Origin of the sequence: Micromonospora sp. NPDC050980, assembly GCF_040653835.1 — a bacterium.
Classification (GTDB): Bacteria; Actinomycetota; Actinomycetes; order Mycobacteriales; family Micromonosporaceae; genus Micromonospora.
This window is the reverse complement of sequence record NZ_JBFAGS010000009.1, coordinates 127,943-141,937: the sequence shown is the minus strand read 5'-3', so window position 1 is coordinate 141,937 and position 13,995 is coordinate 127,943. Positions and strand designations below refer to the sequence as shown.

16 protein-coding genes are annotated in these 13,995 nt (G+C 75.0%); 1 reads left to right on the top strand and 15 read right to left on the bottom strand.

Annotated features, from left to right (window positions below):
- Position 1: 1 nt before the first annotated feature.
- From hisB to hisD, 3 genes are read right to left on the bottom strand one after another with little or no spacing between them, the layout of a single operon-like run.
- A complete protein-coding gene (gene hisB, locus AB0H28_RS16405) occupies positions 2-613 on the bottom strand; it encodes an imidazoleglycerol-phosphate dehydratase HisB (protein WP_358040041.1) in 612 nt (203 codons plus the stop codon).
- Complete coding sequence (locus AB0H28_RS16400; protein ID WP_358040038.1) at positions 610-1,683, bottom strand: histidinol-phosphate transaminase; 1,074 nt, start codon at positions 1,681-1,683, stop codon at positions 610-612. The genes hisB and AB0H28_RS16400 overlap by 4 nt, the downstream gene beginning before the upstream one ends.
- The gene (gene hisD / locus AB0H28_RS16395) at positions 1,680-3,002 is read right to left on the bottom strand and encodes a histidinol dehydrogenase (RefSeq protein WP_358040035.1); all 1,323 of its coding nucleotides are present in this window, start codon (positions 3,000-3,002) and stop codon (positions 1,680-1,682) included. The genes AB0H28_RS16400 and hisD overlap by 4 nt, the downstream gene beginning before the upstream one ends.
- Positions 3,003-3,109: 107 nt before the next feature.
- Between hisD and AB0H28_RS16390 the strand changes: the two genes are divergently transcribed.
- The gene (locus AB0H28_RS16390) at positions 3,110-3,820 is read left to right on the top strand and encodes an LON peptidase substrate-binding domain-containing protein (protein WP_358040032.1); all 711 of its coding nucleotides are present in this window, start codon (positions 3,110-3,112) and stop codon (positions 3,818-3,820) included.
- On the opposite strand, the gene AB0H28_RS16385 is transcribed toward AB0H28_RS16390, so the two are convergent.
- From AB0H28_RS16385 to sepF, 12 genes are all read right to left on the bottom strand, one after another.
- Entirely contained in the window at positions 3,786-4,670 is an 885-nt protein-coding gene (locus AB0H28_RS16385; RefSeq protein ID WP_358040029.1) for a DUF2567 domain-containing protein, read from the bottom strand. The two genes, AB0H28_RS16390 and AB0H28_RS16385, sit on opposite strands and share 35 nt — an antisense overlap.
- Positions 4,671-4,718: 48 nt before the next feature.
- Positions 4,719-6,230, bottom strand: a complete 1,512-nt coding sequence (locus AB0H28_RS16380) for an ATPase (protein ID WP_358040026.1) — start codon at positions 6,228-6,230, stop codon at positions 4,719-4,721.
- Positions 6,231-6,370: 140 nt separating this feature from the next.
- Positions 6,371-7,165 carry a hypothetical protein gene (locus AB0H28_RS16375; protein ID WP_358040270.1) on the bottom strand — a complete coding sequence of 265 codons (795 nt, stop codon included), beginning with the start codon at positions 7,163-7,165 and terminating at the stop codon, positions 6,371-6,373.
- 61 nt (positions 7,166-7,226) lie between these two features.
- On the bottom strand, positions 7,227-8,171 hold the full coding sequence (locus AB0H28_RS16370) for an RluA family pseudouridine synthase (RefSeq protein WP_358040023.1): 945 nt from the start codon (positions 8,169-8,171) through the stop codon (positions 7,227-7,229).
- The gene (gene lspA, locus AB0H28_RS16365) at positions 8,168-8,767 is read right to left on the bottom strand and encodes a signal peptidase II (RefSeq protein ID WP_358040020.1); all 600 of its coding nucleotides are present in this window, start codon (positions 8,765-8,767) and stop codon (positions 8,168-8,170) included. Before lspA ends, AB0H28_RS16370 begins: the two co-directional genes overlap by 4 nt.
- Positions 8,768-8,834: 67 nt before the next feature.
- Positions 8,835-9,254, bottom strand: a complete 420-nt coding sequence (locus tag AB0H28_RS16360) for a TraR/DksA family transcriptional regulator (RefSeq protein ID WP_358040017.1) — start codon at positions 9,252-9,254, stop codon at positions 8,835-8,837.
- 220 nt (positions 9,255-9,474) lie between these two features.
- Positions 9,475-10,980: a potassium/proton antiporter gene (locus AB0H28_RS16355; protein WP_358040014.1), complete on the bottom strand. Its 1,506-nt coding sequence runs from the start codon at positions 10,978-10,980 to the stop codon at positions 9,475-9,477.
- Between the two features lie 22 nt (positions 10,981-11,002).
- Entirely contained in the window at positions 11,003-11,311 is a 309-nt protein-coding gene (locus AB0H28_RS16350; protein ID WP_358040011.1) for a DUF167 domain-containing protein, read from the bottom strand.
- 1 nt (position 11,312) lies between these two features.
- Positions 11,313-11,981 (bottom strand): hypothetical protein, encoded by a 669-nt coding sequence (locus tag AB0H28_RS16345; RefSeq protein WP_358040008.1) that lies wholly within the window; start codon positions 11,979-11,981, stop codon positions 11,313-11,315.
- A gap of 73 nt (positions 11,982-12,054) precedes the next feature.
- Positions 12,055-12,861 carry a DivIVA domain-containing protein gene (locus tag AB0H28_RS16340; RefSeq protein WP_358040005.1) on the bottom strand — a complete coding sequence of 269 codons (807 nt, stop codon included), beginning with the start codon at positions 12,859-12,861 and terminating at the stop codon, positions 12,055-12,057.
- 41 nt (positions 12,862-12,902) lie between these two features.
- Positions 12,903-13,208 carry a YggT family protein gene (locus AB0H28_RS16335; protein WP_091059628.1) on the bottom strand — a complete coding sequence of 102 codons (306 nt, stop codon included), beginning with the start codon at positions 13,206-13,208 and terminating at the stop codon, positions 12,903-12,905.
- A 29-nt stretch (positions 13,209-13,237) separates the two neighbouring features.
- Positions 13,238-13,933 (bottom strand): cell division protein SepF, encoded by a 696-nt coding sequence (sepF, locus tag AB0H28_RS16330; protein WP_358040002.1) that lies wholly within the window; start codon positions 13,931-13,933, stop codon positions 13,238-13,240.
- Between the last annotated feature and the right edge of the window lie 62 nt (positions 13,934-13,995).

Below are 13,995 nucleotides of genomic sequence, written 5' to 3'. Positions count from 1 at the left end.
GTTACAGCGCCCCCTTCGTGCTCGGCACCACGCCGGCGCTGCGCGGGTCGATCGCGGTGGCCTCGCGCAGCGCGCGGGAGACCGCCTTGAACTGGGCCTCGACCACGTGGTGCGCGTCCGGGTGGCCACCCGGTCGGGCCGCCCGCAGCACGTCGACGTGCAGCGTCACGCGGGCCGCCTGGCCGAACGACTCCCAGATGTGCCGGGTCATGCTGGTCGGGTAGACCGGCCCGATGTACGGCGACAGCGCCGGCTCGTCGTGCACCACGTACGGCCGGCCGGAGAGGTCGACCGCGGCCCGGACCAGCACCTCGTCCATCGGCACGGTGGCCGCGCCGTACCGCCGGATGCCGGCCTTGTCGCCCAGCGCCCGGTCGAACGCCGCGCCCAGCGCGAGCGCGGTGTCCTCCATCGTGTGGTGCGCGTCGATCTCCAGGTCGCCGACCGTGTGCACGGTCAGGTCGAAGCCGCCGTGCCGGGCGATCTGGTGCAACATGTGGTCGTAGAAGCCGACGCCGGTGGAGATGTCGGCCTCGCCGGTGCCGTCGAGGTCGATCTCGACGAGCACCTTGGTCTCGGTGGTGACCCGCTCGATCCGGGCGGTGCGGTTCATGACAACTTCTCCATCGCGGACAGAAAGGCGTCGGTCTCGGCCGGGGTTCCGGCGGTGACCCGCAGCCAGCCGGGCAGGCCGACGTCGCGGACCAGCACGCCGGCGTCGAGCAGGGTACGCCAGGCGACGCCCTGGTCGCCGCCGACGGCGAAGAGCACGAAGTTCGCGTCGCTGTCGGCCACCCGGTGCCCCCGCGCGCGCAGCTCGGCGACGATCCGGTCGCGCTGCTGCATGATCGCGGTGACGGTGCCGAGCAGGACGTCCCGGTGGGCCAGCGCCGCGCGGGCGGCGGCCTGGGTGAGCGCGGAGAGGTGGTAGGGCAGCCGGACCAGCTGCACCGCCGCCACCACCGCCGGGTCGGCGGCCAGGTAGCCCAGCCGACCCCCGGCGAACCCGAACGCCTTGCTCATGGTGCGGGTGACCACCAGCCGCGGATGGTCGGGCAGCACGGCGAGCGCGCCTACCGTGCCGGGCCGGGCGAACTCGGCGTACGCCTCGTCCACCACCACCATGCCGGGCGCCTCGTCGAGCACGGCGGCGACCACGCACGGGTCGAGCGCGGTGCCGGTCGGGTTGTTCGGCGAGCAGAGGAAGACCACGTCCGGCCGGTGCTCGCGCACCTGGGCGACCGCGTCGGCGGCGGTGAGCCCGAAGTCGGCGCCCCGGACGCCGGCAACCCACCCGGTGCCGGTGCCGAGCGCCAGCAGCGGGTGCATCGAGTAGGCCGGGGTGAAGCCGAGCACGGTGCGACCCGGGCCGCCGAACGCCTGGAGCAGTTGCTGCTGGATCTCGTTGGAGCCGTTGGCCGCCCACACCTGCTCGACCGTCAGCCCGTGGCCCAGGTAACCGGCCAGGTCGGCGCGGAGCGCCACGGCGTCCCGGTCCGGGTAGCGGTTGAGGTCGCGCAGCTCGGCCGCGACGGCCTTGCCGATCGCCTCCACCACCGGCTCCGGCACCGGGTAGGAGTTCTCGTTGGTGTTCAGCCGCACCGCGACGTCGAGCTGCGGCGCGCCGTACGGGGTGCGCCCCCGCAGGTCGTCCCGGATCGGCAGGTCCTCCAGGCCGGTCACGACACGCCCCCGGGGAAGCGGACGCTTACCGCCTGGCCGTGCGCCGGCAGGTCCTCCACGCCGGCCAGGGTGACCACGTGCGGGGCCACCTCGCGCAGCGCCGCCTCGGTGTATTCCACCAGGTGCACGCCGCGCAGGAAGGACTGCACCGACAGGCCGGAGGAGTGCCGGGCGCAGCCGCCGGTGGGCAGCACGTGGTTGGAACCCGCGCAGTAGTCGCCGAGCGACACCGGCGACCAGGCGCCCACGAAGATCGCGCCGGCGTTGCGCACCCGCAGCGCCCACTCGCGGGCGTTCTCGGTCTGGATCTCCAGGTGCTCGGCCGCGTACGCGTCGACCACCCGCAGCCCGTCCTCCAGGTCGTCGACGAGCACCACCCCGCTCTGCTCGCCGCGCAGCGCGGTGCCGATCCGCTCGGCGTGCTTGGCGGCCGGCACCTGCCGGGTCAGCTCGGCGTCGACCGCGTCGGCCAGCTCGATCGACGGGGTGACCAGCACGCTCGCCGCGAGGGGGTCGTGCTCGGCCTGGCTGATCAGGTCGGCGGCGACGTGCGCCGGGTCGGCGGTGTGGTCGGCCAGGATCGCGATCTCGGTGGGGCCGGCCTCGGCGTCGATGCCGACCACGCCGCGCAGCAGCCGCTTCGCGGCGGTGACCCAGATGTTGCCCGGGCCGGTGATCATGTCGACTGGGTCGCAGCGCTGCTCGCCGGCCGGGTCGACGGCCGCGCCGTACGCCAGCATGGCCACCGCCTGGGCGCCGCCCACCGCGTACACCTCGTCGACGCCGAGCAGCGCGCAGGCCGCCAGGACCCGGCGGTCGGGCAGGCCGTCGTTGTCCTGCTGCGGCGGGCTCACCACCACCAGCGAGCGCACCCCGGCTGCCTGGGCCGGGACGACGTTCATCACCACGGTCGACGGATACATGGCCAGGCCGCCGGGAACGTAGAGACCGACGCGGTCGACCGGCAGCCACCGCTCGGTCACCGTGCCGCCGGCGACCACCCGGGTGGTGTGGTCGGTGCGGCGCTGGTCGGCGTGGACCCGTCGGGCCCGGGTGATCGACTCCAGCAGCGCGGCGCGGACCTGCGGGTCCAGCTCACCCTCGGCGGCGCGGATCACCTCGACCGGCACCCGCAGGTGCTCCGGGGAGACGCCGTCGAACCGTTCGCTGGCCTCGCGGATCGCCGGGTATCCATGCTCCCGGACCGCCTCCACGAGGGGACGGATCCGCTCGACCGCCACGGAGACGTCGAGCTGGGCACGGGGCAGCAGGCGGCGCGGGTCGCTTACCCCGCCGCGCAGGTCGATCCGAGTCAGCACGCCTGCGAGTCTAGGCCGCCGCCGGTCGGCCCGGCCGGGCGCGCCCGGCCGCCGGGACGGTGAGCCGGGACACGCCGGCCGGGCGTGATGGGGATACGCTCGATCACGTGAGCGCGCGGCTGCCGGTGTTCCCGCTCGGGACCGTCCTCTTCCCCGGGCTGGTCCTTCCCCTGCACATTTTCGAGGAGCGCTACCAGGCACTGGTGCGCCATCTCGTGGCGCTCCCCGAGGGCGCGCCACGCGAGTTCGGTGTGGTGGCCATCCAGGCCGGCTGGGAGGTGGCGCAGGCGGGTCCGCCGGGGCCGCCCGGTGCCGGGCTGGCCGGTGGCGCGGTCACCCTGCACGAGGTGGGCTGCACCGCCGAGCTGCGACAGGTCACCGAGCTGACCGACGGCGGGTTCGACATCGTCACGGTGGGTCGGCGCCGGTTCCGGATCGCCGAGATCGACGACACCGCCGAGCCCTATCTCACCGCCGAGGTCCAGTGGCTGCCCGAGCCGGCCGGCCCGGACGAGGTGGCCGACGTGCTGGCGGCCCGGGTGATCTCGGTGTTCCGGCACTACCTCGCCCTGATCCGCCCCGAGCAGGAGGAGATCTCCGAGCAGCTTCCGGAGGATCCGACCGTGCTGTCGCACCTGGTGGCGGCGACCGCCGCGCTGACCGTCGCCGACCGGCAGGGGCTGCTCGCCATCGACGACACCCCCGACCGGCTCCGCGCCGAGCTGCGCCTGCTCAACCGGGAGTCGGCGCTGCTGCGCCAGGTCCGGGCGGTGCCGGTGCCGCTCAGCGAGCTGGCGGGTCTTCCGGCGCCGAACTGATCCCCGGCGGCGGGGACTGGCCGCCGCCGGACCCCGGCGGATCCGGCCGTTCGCCGCCGGACTCCGGCGAGCGCGGCACGTCGCCGCCGGGAGCGGGCCAGCGCGGCACGTCGCCGCCGGGACCGGGCAGGGGCGACCAGCTGCCGCCGGGCTCCGGCTCCGGGCGCAGCGACGGCCACCGCGACCAGCCGGCCAGCAGCGTGGTGGTGACGGCCGCGCCGAACGCCGCGAGCAGCAGGTTGCCGTGCGGCAGCGGCAGCGGGCCGAACCAGTCGACGCCGCCGGCGCGCAGGTCGGCCGGCTTGGTGAAGTCGGTCCCCGGCGGCGCGGTGTCCAGCAGCCGCCGGAACGTGGCCAGCCCGATCCGGCGGCCGACCTGCCAGGCCACCACGGCCGCGCCGAGGCCGCCCAGCGTGACGGCGAGCAACCCCGCCGGGCCCCGCCACCGGCGCAGCAGCACCCACAGGGCGACGGCGGAGACGACCCCGAAGGCGAGCGCGAGGAGGCTGAACCAGCCGTCGGCCGCGATCGGTTGCTCCGGCTGCGGGACGGCGTAGACCGCGCCGTCGGGGGTCTGCCGCACCGGCGTGCCCGGCGCCACCCACGCCCAGAGCAGACCCAGGGGTACGCCGAGCACGGTGAGCAGCGCCGTCACGCCGACGACCGACGCCACCGCACGGCCGAGGGGCCGCGTGCCGGGCAACGCCGGCCCGACGTCGGGCTGGTCGGCGACCGGGTCCGCCCCCGGCGCGGTCCCCGGGCCGGGCGCGGTCCCCGGGGTGCCGGCGGGCGGCGGCTCGGCGCCGGAACGGTCGGCGGTCCGCTCGGGATCAGGGGTGTCCGGACTCACCCGGTGATCCTCTCAGGCCCGGGAACCGTGTGGGGCGGTGGTCGGCGGTCAGCGCGCGAACGGTTCCAACATCACCGCGGCCGCCTTCAGCCAGGCGTTGCGGGTCTCCGCCTGGAGCTGCGGGTATTCGATCGAGGAGCCGGTCTCCAGGGCCGGGTCGTAGGGCACCACGGCGACCGCCCGGGTGCGGGTGGCGAAGTGCCGCTCCAGGTCGTCCTGAAGCGCGCTGCGCCCCGGCGTCGGGCAGGAGATCAGCGTGACCGCGTTGTCGGCCAGCTCGCCCATCCCCACCTCGTGCAGCAGGTCGAGCATCCAGTCGGCGCTGAAGGCGGCGTCCTCGCGCGGCACGGTGGTCACCACGAGCTGGTCGGCCGCCTGCATGACGGTGCGCCAGTTCGGGCTCTCCACGTTGTTGCCGGTGTCCACGCAGACCACCTCGTGGGTGCGGCGCAGCAGCTCCAGCACCCGCTTGACGGTGAACTGGTCGAGCCGCTGGGCGAAGCGCGGACTCTCCTCGCCGGCCAGCACGTCGTAGGAGCCGTCGGAGGCGTGCCGCAGGTAGTCGTCGAGGTGCGACAGCAGGGTGTCGCCCTCCAGGATCTCGATCTGCGCGAGATCCTGGACCAGGTGCCGGATGGTGCGGGCGTGCCGGGCGCTGCCGGCGCGCAGGCCGAGCGTGCCCCGCAGCTCGTTGTCGTCCCAGGCGAGCACGCCACGCCCGCGCACGCTGCCCACGGTGGCCGCGCCGAGCACGGTGGCGGTGGTCTTGTGCACGCCGCCCTTGGGGTTGGCGAAGGCGAGCACGCGGGGGGTGCCCAGCTCACGGCGGAGCACACCGGTGGCCCGTTCCAGCTCGGCGTCCGGCTCCGGCGCGCGCCACCGCACCCGCCCGGCGTCGACCCGCCCGGGCCGGGCCTCGACCGGCCGGCGTGGGGCGGGCACCACCGGCGGCTCCGGCGCGGACGGGATCTCCGGCCGGTAGCGGCCCCGGTCCAGCAGCGCGTAGCGGGACTCCGGCGGCGTCGCCGGTCGGTAGCCGCCGTCGAGCAGAGAGTATCGCGACTCGACCGGCGCCTCGGCCCGCCCGCGCGGGTCCGGCTCGGCCCGCCAGGACGGCTCCGCCGGCGGCTCCGCGGCGTAGGACGGCTCGGCGCGCCAGGACGGCTCGGGCGGGTAGGACGGGTCGGGACGCCAGGACGGCTCGGCCGCCGGCTCGGGATCGGTGCGGTACGCCGGTTCGGCCCGATAGGCCGGCTCGCCGTCGTAGCGGGGGTCGGCGCGGAAGGCCGGGTCCACCCGGAACGTGGCCTCGGCCCGGTAGCCGGGCTCCGTGCCGTACGACCCGTCGGCGGCCCGGCCGACGGCGGCGGCGCGCCCGGTCCAGCCGGTGCCGGCGCCACGGCGTGGCAGCTCGGGCGGTGGCACCTGGCTCTCCTCGACACGCCGGTCGGCGTCGGTGTGCTCCGCGCCGCGACCGCCGAGCCGGGCCCGGTCGAGCAGCGCCCGCCACCGCGGTGCCGGCTCGCCCTGCCGACCCCAGCCGGTCTCGCTGCCGTCCAAGGATTCGCCCTCCCCCAGCCCATCGATCTCCGCCTGACAGGCTACGAACGAAACCCTATTCGGACCACTCCCCGCGCCGCACATCGCCCGGTGGCTCTGCTCACCGCGGCACCCGGGTCACGGCCGCCCGCGCGGGCGTCTCAGGAGGTGGAAGCGGGATTGGGCGACCCGTCCACGGCGACGCGCGCGCGGTCGCCCGGTGAAGGCACGCTCACTGTCGGTGCGGCTTCCGACGAATCGCCCATTCCGCCGGCCGCGTCCGGCCCGGTGTCGGCCGGCGGCCGGGCCACGTCGCGCTGCTCGGGCAGCGGCGGGGTGAACACGGTCCGGTCCAGTCGGGTCACCTCCGGCGCCGGGTCCACCACCCGCACCCCCGCACGCCCGGCCAGCGCCCGCAACGCGTCCGGGGCGGCGCGCACCACTGCGGCGTAGACGCAGGCGCACCCGGCCCGGTAGCCGGCCGCCTCCCGGGCCGCGACCGCCGCGCCGGTGTCGTACCGCAGGCGCAGCTCGGGGTCGGCGACGGCCGCCGGGGCGGCGGCGCGGGCCCGGTAGTCCGCGGCCTCCCGGTCCTTGTGCCCGGCCACCTCGGCCATCCCGCCGACCACGTCGTCGGGCAGGCGCAGCGCGGCGATCCGGACGATCTCGGTCTGCCGGCCCGGCAGCGGCACCCGCGCGAGGACCACCGACACCGGCGTGCCGGCCAGCGCGGACGCCGCCCGGGCCGGGGTCAGGTAGGCCGCGAACGCGACCAGGGCGTAGCCGTCGGGCGCGTCGAGCCGGGCCAGCTCGTCGCCCGCCGCCCGCAGGTAGGCCGGCACGGCCGCGCCGTCGGCCACCCCGACCCGGGTCACCTCGCCGACCGTGCGGTCGCCCACCGGCCCGTCCCGCCGCTGGGCCACCGCGACCACCAGCACCACCAGCGCGCAGCCCAGCGCGAGCCAGCTCAGCACGGCGGCACGGGGCCGGCGCGGCGGCACGGCGTGGTCGCTCACGTCAGTCGCGCAGGATCTCCAGCGCCCGGGCCAGGTCGTCGGGGTAGTCGCTGACGAACGTGACCTCCTCGCCGGTGCGCGGGTGCCGGAAGCTCAGCGAGCGGGCGTGCAGCCACTGCCGGGACAGCTTGAGCCGGGCCGACAGGGTCGGGTCGGCGCCGTAGGTCAGGTCACCCACACAGGGGTGCCGCAGCGTCGAGAAGTGCACCCGGATCTGGTGCGTCCGCCCGGTCTCCAGCCGCACGTCCAGCAGGCTGGCCGACGGGAACGCCTCCAGCGTGTCGTAGTGGGTGATGCTCGGCTTGCCGCCGGAGACCACCGCCCACCGGTAGTCGTGGTGCGGATGCCTGTCGATCGGCGCGTCGATGGTGCCGCGCAGCGGGTCCGGGTGGCCCTGCACCACGGCGTGGTAGCGCTTCTCCACCTCGCGTTCCTTGAAGGCCCGCTTCAACGCGGTGTAGGCCAGCTCGCTCTTGGCCACCGCCATCACGCCGGTGGTGCCCACGTCGAGCCGGTGCACCACGCCCTGCCGTTCGGCCGCGCCGCTCGTGGAGATCCGGTGACCGATGCCGGCCAGCCCGCCGATCACGGTCGGGCCGGTCCACCCGGGGCTCGGGTGCGCGGCCACCCCGACCGGCTTGTCGACCACCACGACGTCGTCGTCGGCGTAGACCACGGTCAGCCCGGGGACGGCCTGCGGCACCACGGTCGGCGGGGCGGCCGGCGCGGGCAGCGTGACCTCCAGCCAGGCACCCGCCTTGACCTTGTGCGAGTTGGCTCGGGCCACCCCGTCGACGAGCGCGTCGCCGGCGTCCACGAGCGCCGCCGCCGCGGTGCGGGACAGCCCGAACAGCCGGGACACGGCCTGATCCAGCCGCATGCCGTCGAGGCCGTCCGGGACGGGCAGGGACCGCTGGTCGCCGCCGGTGGCGAAGGCGGCGGTCACGCCCGCTCCCGCTGGTCGGCCGGGGCGTCGGCGGCGGTCTCGGCGCCGGCCCGGGAGCCGTCGCGTTGCCGGCCGGTCAGTTCCAGGAAGACCGCCAGCACCACGCCGCAGACGAGTGAGCTGTCGGCCAGGTTGAACACCGGCCAGACCTGGCCGTACGGGTCGAACAGGCTGATCATGTCGACCACGTGGCCGACGAAGTGCCCGGGCGCGCGGAAGATGCGATCGGTGAGGTTGCCCAGCGCCCCGCCCAGCACCAGGCCCAGCGACACCGCCCAGGGCAGCGAGCGCAGCCGCAGCGCCATCCAGGCGATCCATCCGATGACCGCGAACGTGATCAGCGGGAAGATCCAGGTGTGGTCGGAGCCGATGCTCCAGGCGGCGCCGCTGTTGCGGGTGAGGGTGAGGTAGACGGCCCCGCCGAGCACCGACAGCGGCTCCCGCCCGGTCAGCTCGGCCAGCGCGAGCTGTTTCGTGCCCAGGTCCGCCAGGAGCGCGGCCAGGGCGACGCCGAGCAGCACGGCGACTGCCCTGCGGCGGGGTGTGCCGGTGGCTGTCTCGGTGGTGCCGGACCCGGCGGGCGGTGCTGCGGTCATCTGCTCCCCATCGACGCTCGCGACGGTGGCGGTCACCGTCTGCCGTTCGGCCGCCGGGGAACGGACCTCAGCGCCGCTCCGCCAGCTGCTTGCAGCTCACGCAGAGGGTGGCCGACGGGAACGCGGCGAGCCGCTCCACCGGGATCGGGTTGCCGCACCGCTCGCACCAGCCGTAGCCACCCTCGTCGAGCCGCTCCAGCGCGCGCTCGACCTGCGTGATCCGCTCCTTGATGCTGTTGGCGAGTGAGATCTCCTGCTCGCGCTCGAACGTCTTGGTGCCGGTGTCGGCCTGGTCGTCCCCGGCCGAGTCGGTCAGCCGGTCGCGCTGCAGCTCGGTGATCTCGCTCAGCGTCTGATCGTACTCGGCGCTGAGCTCGTCCCGCCGTGCCGCCAGCGCGGCCCGGATCTTCTCGGTCTCCGCCGCGCTGCGGGTGGGCTTCGCCACCGGCTTGCGACCGGCGGTCCTGGTGTCGGCTGGCTTTGCCATCGTCAGCTCCCTCAGCCGCGTGACGCGGCGGTCAACGGTACCTGGGCAGGGGGCAGCGGCGCGTCCCCCGAGAAACGGATCGGGGCACACGGCCACTCGCCGCGCACTCCGGAGGTTGGCAAGGATACGGAACGTACAGGCGTCCGACAACGTGCCGCACCGTCGCCCCGTGCTTTCGCCCCGAAGTGCCATCAATCAGGGCAAAGGGAACGCTAGCAGATCAGCCGGTGCGGTCCTCTCCGTACTCCCCAAACCACCGGGCCAGGCGACCCCGCCGGCTCACCGCCCGCAGCCGGCGCTCCACCGCGTCCCGCACCCCGGCCGTCGCGACGATGAGCAGGCTGTCGCCCACCTTCAGCCGGGTGTCCGGGCCGGGCACGAAACCGACCCCGTCGCGAAGGACCAGCGTGACCGCCGCACCCACCGGCAGCCGCAGCTCGTCCACGTGCACCCCGGCCAGCCGGGAGCCGGCCGGCACCTCCAGTTGGAGCAGGTCGGCCCGCATCCGCTCCAACGGGGCGGTCTCCAGCAGGATCTCGCTCGCCTCGGCCGGCGCGGTCACCCCCAACCGGCGGGCCGCCGGAGCCAGCGTGCCGGCCTGGAGCAGCGTGAAGATCACCACCAGCACGAAGACCGCGTCGAAGAGCCGGTCCGCGCCCGGCACCCGCAGCGACAGCGGGATGGTGGCCAGCACGATCGGCACCGCGCCCCGCAGCCCGGCCCAGGACAGGAAGAGCTGCTCGCGCAGGCGGACCCGGAACGGCAGCGCGGAGACCGCCACCGACAGCGGCCGGGCGAGCAGCAGCAGGGCCAGCCCGGTGATCACCGCCGGCAGCACCGCGGCGTCCAGCCGGCTCGGCGAGACGAGCAGGCCCAGCAGTACGAACAGGCCGATCTGGGCCAACCAGGCCAGCCCGTCGGCGAAACCGAGGATCGCCTGCCGGTGCGGAAGACGGGAGTTGCCGAGCAGCACCCCGGCCACGTAGACCGCGAGGAAGCCCGAGGCGTGCAACGCCGAGCCGGCCGCGTACGCCAGGACGGTGAAGCCGACCACCGCGATCGGGTAGAGACCGGCCGACGGCAGCGCGGCGCGGCGCAGCGCGTACCGCCCGGCCAGACCCGCGCCCACCCCGACCGCCGCGCCGGCGCCCAGCTCGTAACCGAGCAGCAGCACCTCGTACCACCAGGGGTGGGCGGCCTCCACCCCGGCGCGGGACAGCAGCAACACCAGTAGGACCACCGGGGCGTCGTTCATCCCGGACTCGGCCTCCAGCGTGGCCACCAGGCGCGGCGGCAGGCGCAGCCGGCGCAGGGTGGCGAAGACCGCCGCGGCGTCGGTGGAGGAGAGCACCGCGCCGTAGAGCAGGGCCAGCCGCCAGTCCAGACCGAGCAGCAGGTGCACCACCACGCCGACGACCGCGATGCTCACCACCACGCCCACCGTGGAGAGCGCGGCGGACAGGCCGAGCACCGGCCGCAGCAGACTCCACCGCGCGCTCAGCCCGCCCTCGGCGATGATCACGATGAGCGCGCAGAAGCCGAGCACCCGGGTCAGCTCGACGTCGTCGAACTCGATGCCCAGGCCGGCCTCGCCGATGAGCACGCCGAGCGCCAGGTAGACCAGCAGGCTCGGCACGCCGAGGCGGGTGGAGAAGCGCACCGCGCCCACCGCCACCAGCAGCACGGCGGCACCCACCAGCAGCGCGAGGTTCAGCCCCGGAGTCATCGCCGACCACCCCGCCGGTCGGTCACCCGGCGCTGCCGTCGCGCAGCCGACGCAGCTCCTCGGGCAGCCCGTCGCCCGGACGGTCGACCAGGAAGAGCTTGTCCCGGCTGGCCGCCCCGGAGCGCAGCGACACGGCGGCCGGTCGTACGCCGAGCGCGTCGGCGAGCGCCCGGCGGGCCGCCTCGGTGGCCCGGCCGTCCACCGCCGGCGCGTGCACGGCGACGACCAGGGCGGGACCGTACGGCCCGTCGAACCGGCCGCCGACCCGGGCACGGGCCGCGCCGGGCTTCACGCGCACCGCGACGGTGAGCGGGCTGCCCGCGATCGTCATGTCAGCGGGGCCGGCCGTCGGCGAGCAGCGTGGTGGCGGCGGCGCACCGGGCACACGGAGTGAACCCCAGCCCGACCGCCTCGGCGACCGGCAACGGCTCGGCCAGCCGGCCCACCAGGTGCGGGCAGTCGTCGAGGTGGAAGCGGGGGTGGCCGTCGACCACCCGCACCTCGTCGAGCCGCCGCGCCAACCGGGCCACCTGCCCGGCGGTGAGGGACTCGGCCGGCGGGTCACCGCCGAACGGGCCGTCCGGCGCGGGCGAGGTGGGTGCCGGCTCGGCCGGCGGTGAGTACGCGGCGGCTGCCGCGTCGTACGGCTCGGACGGCGGTGAGTATGCGGCGGCTGCCGCGTCGTACGGCTCGGTCACCGGTGACCCGGGCGGTTGCCGCCACCCGGGTCCACCGGCGCCGACCGTGGACGTGTGGTGCGGGATCGGACTCACCGGCTCGTCCTGGGACGGGCCGGCGGGTGCGGTCCGGAAACGCGGGCCGGCTTCCCGACCCGCCGCGGCCCGGGTCGCGGCCGCCTGGCGGGCGAACGCGATGAAGGCGACGGCGGACAGCAGGCTGGCCGCGATCGAGACGATCAGCAACGGACTGGACCCACCGGCCAGCCCGACCACCAGAAGCACGACCGCGACGAGGATCAGCAGGACGCTGGCGGCTATCACGGCTCACCCCCGGCCGCGTCGTGTCGGTCTGGTGCGGTCGGTGGCCGCCACCGGGACGGCCACCGACGTGGGCTCAGCGGCCGGACTCGAGCGAGCCGCCGCGGCCGCCGCCGTAGGAGCCGGCGAGACCGGCGGCGGCGAGGCCGTTGCTGCCACCGGCGGCGCGGGCGCCCTCGGAACGGTTCATCTCGACCTCGAGGCCCTGGCCGCGACCGTCGAGGTCACGCAGCTGGCTCTCCAGGTATGCCTTGAGGCGGGTGCGGTACTCGCGCTCGAACTGCTTGAGCTCCTCGATGTGCTTCTGCAACGCGGTGCGCTTGGCGTCCAGGCCGCCCATGGCCTCCTGGTGCCGCTGGCGGGCGTCACGCTCCAGGGCGTCGGCCTTGGCCCGCGCCTCGCGGGTGACCTCCTCGGCCTTGGACCGGGCCTCGGAGAGCAGGCTGTCGGCCTCGCGGCGGGCGTCGGAGACGTGGTCGTCGGCGGTGCGCTGGGCCATCATCAGCACGCGCAGCGCCTGCTGCTCGCCGTCCCCGGTCACCCCCGCCGGGCCGCCCTGGGCGCGGACCTGCTCAAGCTCGGACTGCATCGCCCGGGCCGCCTGCTCGGCGGCCGCCTTGTCGCGCTGCACCCGGTCGAGCTGGGCCTTGACGTCGTTGAGCTCGGCCGCGAGCCGGGCGTCGCCGCCGGGGCCGGCGGGTGCGCCACCCCGACCGCCGCGCTCCACCTGGGCGCGCAGCTCGTTGTTCTCCTCGATCAGACGGGCCAGCTCACGCTCGACCTCGTCCAGGAAGGCGTCGACCTCCTCCTCGTCATACCCCCGCTTGCCGATCGGCGGCTTTTTGAAGGCGACGTTGTGGACGTCGGCCGGGGTCAGCGGCATCGAAACTCCTCGGGTCAGTTGCGGCCGCGAAAGCGCTCTGGTCAGGCGAACGCCACGATCAGGCGCTGTAACACGAACTCCATCAGCACGAACAGGATAACCAGGAGCACAAGGGAGGCCAGGTCGATGCTCACGGTACCAATTCGCAGTGGTGGGATCACACGCCTCAACGCGCGCAGGGGCGGATCAGTGACGCTCCACACGACTTCCAGTCCCGCGGATGCCCCTCGTCCCGGTTGCCACCGCCGGCCGTAGGCCAGCACGGCCCCTAGGACAAATCGGGCCAAAAGGACAAGCAGGAAGAAATAGAGCAGCAGGTAGAGCACCTGGAACAGGATCGACAACACGGCAGGCGACGTCCCTCGGTCGTGCGGGATTAGCTCAGACTGAAAAAGCCGCCCTCAGCGATCTTGGCCTTGTCCTCCGCGGTGACCTGGACGTTGGCCGGTGAGAGCAGGAACACCCGGTTGGTCACGCGCTCGATCGTACCGCGCAGGCCGAACGCGAGCCCGGCGGCGAAGTCGACCAGTCGGCGGGCGTCCGCCTCGTCCATCTCGGTGAGGTTGATGATCACCGGCACCCCGTCCCGGAAGTGCTCGCCGATGGTCCGCGCCTCGCGATAGGTGGTCGGGTGCAGCGTGGTGATCTGGTAACGCTGCTCCTCCTCCGGGGCCACCGCCCGCTCGCGCGGCGTGGCCTGCGGGGCCAGGGCGAGATTGTCCCGGGTGTGGTAGCTCAGCGCGCCGGAGGTCTCGCCGGCCGTGGACCGGGTGATCGACCGCACACTGGCGCGCTCGGGTCGGTCGAGGCGGTCGGACTCGGAACGGTCGGTGTCGACCGCGCGGCTCGTGGCGCGCTCGGACAGCCGGCCCCGGTCGCCGACCCGCGTCCGGGGCGCCGGCGGCTCCTCGGACTCCTCGTCGTCCTCGTCGGCGAACTCCTCGGCGTACCGGCTCGACCGGTAGCGCGAGTCACGGTAGCCACCCTTGTCGTAGCCACCGTCCTCGTACGCCCGCTCGTCGTCCTCCTCGACGAGACCGAGCCAGACCCCCGCCTTGCGCAGTGCACCCATCCCCGCGCCCTTCCGTCCGCCATGCGGCACGCGCCCCCGTGCCGTGTCGCTTGATCACGAGT

Coding starts and splice junctions, on each gene's coding strand:
- AB0H28_RS16350 (WP_358040011.1), bottom strand. CDS start 11,311: ATGACGATCGCGGGCAGCCCGCTCACCGTCGCGGTGCGCGTGAAGCCC.
- hisB (WP_358040041.1), bottom strand. CDS start 613: ATGAACCGCACCGCCCGGATCGAGCGGGTCACCACCGAGACCAAGGTG.
- AB0H28_RS16340 (WP_358040005.1), bottom strand. CDS start 12,861: ATGCCGCTGACCCCGGCCGACGTCCACAACGTCGCCTTCAAAAAGCCG.
- sepF (WP_358040002.1), bottom strand. CDS start 13,933: ATGGGTGCACTGCGCAAGGCGGGGGTCTGGCTCGGTCTCGTCGAGGAG.
- AB0H28_RS16355 (WP_358040014.1), bottom strand. CDS start 10,980: ATGACTCCGGGGCTGAACCTCGCGCTGCTGGTGGGTGCCGCCGTGCTG.
- lspA (WP_358040020.1), bottom strand. CDS start 8,767: ATGACCGCAGCACCGCCCGCCGGGTCCGGCACCACCGAGACAGCCACC.
- AB0H28_RS16360 (WP_358040017.1), bottom strand. CDS start 9,254: ATGGCAAAGCCAGCCGACACCAGGACCGCCGGTCGCAAGCCGGTGGCG.